Consider the following 5,049-nt stretch of genomic DNA (forward strand, 5'->3'; position numbering starts at 1 on the left):
CATTATAAACTTCTGTTATTTCGTTTGTTACAACATTATAAACCTGTGTTATATTTGTATATTCAACTGGAGCAATATTATTAATCGCATCATCCAAACCATTTACAACGGCTTTAATTTCGTTTGCGTTTGCATCAGTAAACTTGTTAATTTCTGCTACTGGTATATCTTTTATCTTAACCTTGTCTTCAAATAGTATCTTAGCCATACATTGTAAAATCTTTATAATAATTAAATCCTTCTTCTATAAATCCAATCTCAAAAGGTGAATCTACAAAAACACTTTGCTTTTCTTCTTTACCTTCGAAACTTATTTTAATACCGTTTAAATCACTTTTACCACCTCCAGTAGTGTAATCAATATTACCAGCTAACATTCCGTTATACAGTCCGAAAATACGATATAAGCCATTATTATCTAATATTAATATACGTGTATCAACTCTTTGTAATATTTCTATGTTAGAACTATCTGATCCTTGAAAAGTTAAACCTAAACTTTGCTTCCAATACTTACCACCATCATCAGTTTCTTGTGCTTCATTGGCATTTACATTTTCTATACTTTCAAACTTATAAATAAAGACTTCTGGAAATGATGTTAATTGATTTCCGTTAGTTACTATTTGACTTAATGAATGATTTAACCATTTCATTATCCAAACACCTTTAACACCTCCAATGCTATCTTTACATTTTCTATTATATCCGCTTATAATTTCCATCCAGTCAATAAACTTATATCTTTAATTGCATTTACTTCATCTTGATATGTCTTATATTCTGTTAATGTATTATTACAAATCCATTTATTGAAACGTGTAACATACATTTGAGAAAGGCTTTTATATTTTTGTGATAAATACTGAACTTCATCTTTTGTAACTACTTCTTTACCCTCTGGAGTTTGTTTAAATATACCACCATTGTCAACTAAATACGATGCTACTTCTATAAACTGAGCAACACTTTCAAACTTAGTAATAGGTTTAATATAATCATTATATAAAGTTAAATATAAACCTGTTAAAGTATCACCTTCTAAATCTGCTATAATCTTATCATATAATTCAGATCCAAGTAAAGGCTCAATAGTTGTAACTTGTGTATTTAAAACTACATATCTATATTTATCTACATCAATATTACCACTCAATATAGTCGAGTAAGTCATTTCTTCTGGTGTTATAAATAATAATTCAGCCATTAGTTAAATCTTTTATTAGTTGGTAGAAAACCATTGTAAGGCATATCTTTAGGTTCTGTATAAACCTTCATATCATTCTTTTCTGGTATAAATTTATTTTCTTTTCTTGTTTGTGCTGCTGTTACTTCATCTGCGTTTGGACTATTAACATCAACTCCAGCCTCTCTATCTTTTCTTGCATAAATTACCCTTACCCATTTATGGTGACAATCACCACCTCCTTTATATAGCCAAATAGAATAAGTATCAGCACCTTTTGCTCCCCATCCTGCATTGACTGATTTACTACCCATTGCAATAATATCCTCTTTTCTATAAACCTTTTGAGCCGACATCATTTTACTACAAAATTCTCTTTGTGGTGTTTGACTACCTGTGTATTTATATCTTACTTTATAAATCTCACTATCTTGTGCACTCTTTGCGTTTGGTCTTGCCGTTCCTGTACTTGCTAATTGTAAATCAATTTTTTCTTCTTCTTCATAATCTACATCTCTTTCATCTATTAATTCAAATTCATTTAAGTCTATTTCTTCACCAAACTCATTTATAAAACTATCTAATTCATTGTTTTTTTTTTCAAGGCTTAAACTCGTTTGCGTTTGTTCTGTTAACGGTCTAAAATATAATTGAGATGTAATATTATAAAACATAAATACCTCTTCTAAAGCATCTGTTATGTATCTTTGTTTTGGAGATATTACACGCTTCATTAATTGAGCCTCTGCTGTATCTAATTCATCAGCATTATTACCAAACCCAGTAGCATCTTTTATACCAAATAACATAGGACTTACAACTCTATGACCTGTCATTATTTGCTGTCTTGATTCACTTGTTAAATACTCCCATTGTTTATGTTGAGCATCGTTAACTGGAAATGGTACTATTGTAATTTCAGCCTCAGTACCTTTAAAATTAATTACAAAGTTCATAGCATTTGGTGAACCTGTTAATTTATCTTTTATCTTGCCTTCTAATTCATCTTTTTGTTCTGGTGTTAATATACCACCATCAGGAATATTAATAATATACCCAGCGCTTAAACCTTTTCTAATTGAGTTAATATAAAAGTTAGCAAGTTCTTCTTCCATATCAGCATAAGGTAAAGCAGCCATATAATCAGGATCACTAAAATAACTTTTACCAGCTCTGTAAGGTTTTATACCGTATATCTCTATATTATCGCTTGAAGTACCAAAAGCAGGATAGTAAACAGGTGGATATTTATTAACATTAGTAAAATCTTTAGAATACCAATAACCTTCAATCTCTCCTTCTTCATTTTCTAAACTTGGGACTACATATTGCTTAGGTATATGATAAATTGCAGCAATATCTTTGTTATTTTTAGCCTTTATTACTTGAAAACTTGCCTCACCAAATAGTTGAAAGTCCGAAATAATCTTACGTAATTCATTATCTGATAAAATAGACTTAATTTTTATCCAATTACCAAAATCTTTATTACGAATGTCTAAGCCGTTACCGTAAATTAAGTCAATATATGAAGATATAATAGCTGAATTTGTAGGAGATCCGTTGTATCTATCTATAACATACTGATAAAACTCATTCTTTTTACCGTTTAAAACCCAGTTTTTAGATGTATTTTCAACTAAAGCAGGTCTTACATAGTTAGCCATTTGTATTAATCGTATATCTGTGCTATGTTCTTTCTGTTTACGCATAATTAAACTTATCTTTTGTTGCTTTAAAGTCTTGTGTTGCTTGTAAAGTGGTGTATATTTTACCTCTAAATACAACTCCGTTAATATCTGTTAATTTTAATTGATAGTTATCACCTTCTACAAACGTAAAATCGAATGTTATTTGTAATATACCATTAAGGAAAGTAAAGGTATTTACAACGTCTGTAAACACTTGTGTAGCCTCATTATATAAGTTTAATGTAATACTATCATCAGGTGTATAACGAGGTATTAAATCTATTATATGAGTTGTATTTGTAGGTATAACTATTATCATACTATTAAAACTAAATTTAAGCGTTTTTGTTATAAAATAAAAAAGTCCAGTTTATTAACGAATAAACTGGACTTTTAAAACTAAATAAAATGAAAATTAAGCCACCAAAGCTAAAAATGCTGTTATTGTTGTTGCATCTAATTTAGGAGATAAAGCACCAGTAGTAGATAAACCAGTTAATGTATATCCATTTAGATCACCTTTAGCTGAACCTGTACTTTGTGCTACAGTCCAATCAATACCATCATCAATTCCTATTACGTGGTAAACACCGTTTCTATCTTTTACTACTGCACTATTCCAACCGTATGCTAACAAGTTTAATTCAGCACTTGTAGCCGCATCAATTTTTTTAAGTACTATTGTAGATGTTTGAGTATTTAATGTTGTTCCTGTATTTCTATCAGGTACTAAACTTTCTGCTACATTATTACCATCTCCTTCTATTTCATATTCGTAAACAGTTGTTAAAAGTGGGTTAACTGCTGTTCCCTCCCCAGCAACAACTGTAAAAGCATCTTCTACGTAGTTAAATAAGTATAACTTACCTAAACCACCAATACTCTGCTTACACGCTTTTAAGCGTCCTGCTGTTAAATCACAAGCCATATATTTTGAATTTAATTAAAGGGAGCAACTAAGCCCCCTTTGTTACTTGTTTTATTATGCTCTGTAAAGAACTATCTCACCACCATAAGCATATTGTACTCCACCAGTCATAACTAACTTCATACGGATTTGACCTGATAAATCTGATTCATCCATATCTTTAATTTTAACCTCATTCATATCAGATAAAAGACCTGTACCGAAAAATACTTGTCCTTTATTATATCCTACCATTGTATTAGCATTAAGTCCTTTGATTTCAGTTAAAGTATAACCATTAAAATCAAATTCAGAAGGATTAGAAAAAGTACCATTAGCACGTGCTAAAGAACCTTGTATTTTTTTCAATGCTCTAAGTACGTTTGTAGAAACACCTAAAATATATCCATCACTACCAATTAACTCATCTGGTACTGTATCAATAAATTTTGCTAATTCAGCCTCAACGTTTGCACTTGTAATTGCAACTGGTGTAGCAACATCTAATACATCAACGTCAGCTACTAAAGCTGGTATAATACCTGCAAATACTCCAGTTGTTCCATCACCTTCCCAAATATCAACATCAATTTTACGTGCTACTCTTTGACCGTAATCAGCTAAGATAGCCGCTTGTTCTGTTGCTGGTAAGTTATCATTATGAGCAGAGAAACCCATTTCTTGTGCTGTCCATAATTGTCTAAAATCTTCTTTACAAAATTCAGAATCCCATTTGATTTTTTTAGGTGCTAATTCTTTCTCTGAAAGAGTTACGCTACCAGCAGGTGCCCATCCACAAGCATAGTCTATAAAACCTGTTGTTGATTCAATTTTTCTTACCCATTGTGGAGATACCACATTAGGTAGTACAGTCACTAAATTTTCAGAGATAGTATTCGCTTGTTTAATCATTTCAGCGATATACTCACCTGCTTCTTTTCCTACAAAGTTTGTAGTTACATTTAAAGTCGTTGCCATATTTTATAATTTATTATTTAAAAATTCTACTAATGTTTTTGCTTTTACCTGATTAGGTACACTTTTAATTGGTTTACTTGCAGGTTGTTCAGATAATTTTAATACCTCCTTTTTTAATTCTATGTTAGCTAATTCTAAAGCCTTAAATTTTTCTTCTAACAATCCTAAGTTTGTCATTTTCTCATCTACTTCTGAGTATTTAATCATAATAGATTTAATAGCGCTTTCAATTTCTTGTGCTATTTGTGCATCATTAGTGGCTGTATCTGTTAAGTCTTGTGCTGGAG

Annotated in this window: 8 protein-coding genes; all 8 read right to left on the reverse strand. The window is 30.6% G+C overall.

All coding sequences use genetic code 11. From position 1 onward, the window contains the following. Positions 1 to 208, reverse strand: a 208-nt coding sequence (locus tag Q0352_RS07245; RefSeq protein WP_299525860.1) for a hypothetical protein, incomplete at its 3' end; no start/stop codon positions are given. After that, positions 201 to 725 (reverse strand): hypothetical protein, encoded by a 525-nt coding sequence (locus Q0352_RS07250; protein ID WP_299525863.1) that lies wholly within the window; start codon positions 723 to 725, stop codon positions 201 to 203. The genes Q0352_RS07245 and Q0352_RS07250, both read right to left, overlap by 8 nt. Continuing rightward, positions 713 to 1,207, reverse strand: a complete 495-nt coding sequence (locus Q0352_RS07255) for a hypothetical protein (protein WP_299525868.1) — start codon at positions 1,205 to 1,207, stop codon at positions 713 to 715. The genes Q0352_RS07250 and Q0352_RS07255 overlap by 13 nt, the downstream gene beginning before the upstream one ends. After that, the gene (locus tag Q0352_RS07260; protein ID WP_299525871.1) at positions 1,207 to 2,898 is read right to left on the reverse strand and encodes a hypothetical protein; all 1,692 of its coding nucleotides are present in this window, start codon (positions 2,896 to 2,898) and stop codon (positions 1,207 to 1,209) included. The genes Q0352_RS07255 and Q0352_RS07260 overlap by 1 nt, the downstream gene beginning before the upstream one ends. After that, positions 2,891 to 3,196, reverse strand: a complete 306-nt coding sequence (locus tag Q0352_RS07265) for a hypothetical protein (protein ID WP_299525874.1) — start codon at positions 3,194 to 3,196, stop codon at positions 2,891 to 2,893. The genes Q0352_RS07260 and Q0352_RS07265 overlap by 8 nt, the downstream gene beginning before the upstream one ends. Positions 3,197 to 3,292: 96 nt before the next feature. Then, entirely contained in the window at positions 3,293 to 3,805 is a 513-nt protein-coding gene (locus Q0352_RS07270; protein WP_299525877.1) for a hypothetical protein, read from the reverse strand. Between the two features lie 54 nt (positions 3,806 to 3,859). After that, positions 3,860 to 4,762 carry a hypothetical protein gene (locus tag Q0352_RS07275; protein WP_299525880.1) on the reverse strand — a complete coding sequence of 301 codons (903 nt, stop codon included), beginning with the start codon at positions 4,760 to 4,762 and terminating at the stop codon, positions 3,860 to 3,862. Between the two features lie 3 nt (positions 4,763 to 4,765). After that, positions 4,766 to 5,049, reverse strand: a 284-nt coding sequence (locus Q0352_RS07280) for a hypothetical protein (protein ID WP_299525884.1), incomplete at its 5' end; no start/stop codon positions are given.

The organism is uncultured Lutibacter sp. (genome assembly GCF_937891065.1).
GTDB lineage: Bacteria > Bacteroidota > Bacteroidia > Flavobacteriales > Flavobacteriaceae > Lutibacter.

Coding starts and splice junctions, on each gene's coding strand:
- Q0352_RS07270 (WP_299525877.1), bottom strand. CDS start 3,805: ATGGCTTGTGATTTAACAGCAGGACGCTTAAAAGCGTGTAAGCAGAGT.
- Q0352_RS07265 (WP_299525874.1), bottom strand. CDS start 3,196: ATGATAATAGTTATACCTACAAATACAACTCATATAATAGATTTAATA.
- Q0352_RS07260 (WP_299525871.1), bottom strand. CDS start 2,898: ATGCGTAAACAGAAAGAACATAGCACAGATATACGATTAATACAAATG.
- Q0352_RS07250 (WP_299525863.1), bottom strand. CDS start 725: ATGGAAATTATAAGCGGATATAATAGAAAATGTAAAGATAGCATTGGA.
- Q0352_RS07275 (WP_299525880.1), bottom strand. CDS start 4,762: ATGGCAACGACTTTAAATGTAACTACAAACTTTGTAGGAAAAGAAGCA.
- Q0352_RS07255 (WP_299525868.1), bottom strand. CDS start 1,207: ATGGCTGAATTATTATTTATAACACCAGAAGAAATGACTTACTCGACT.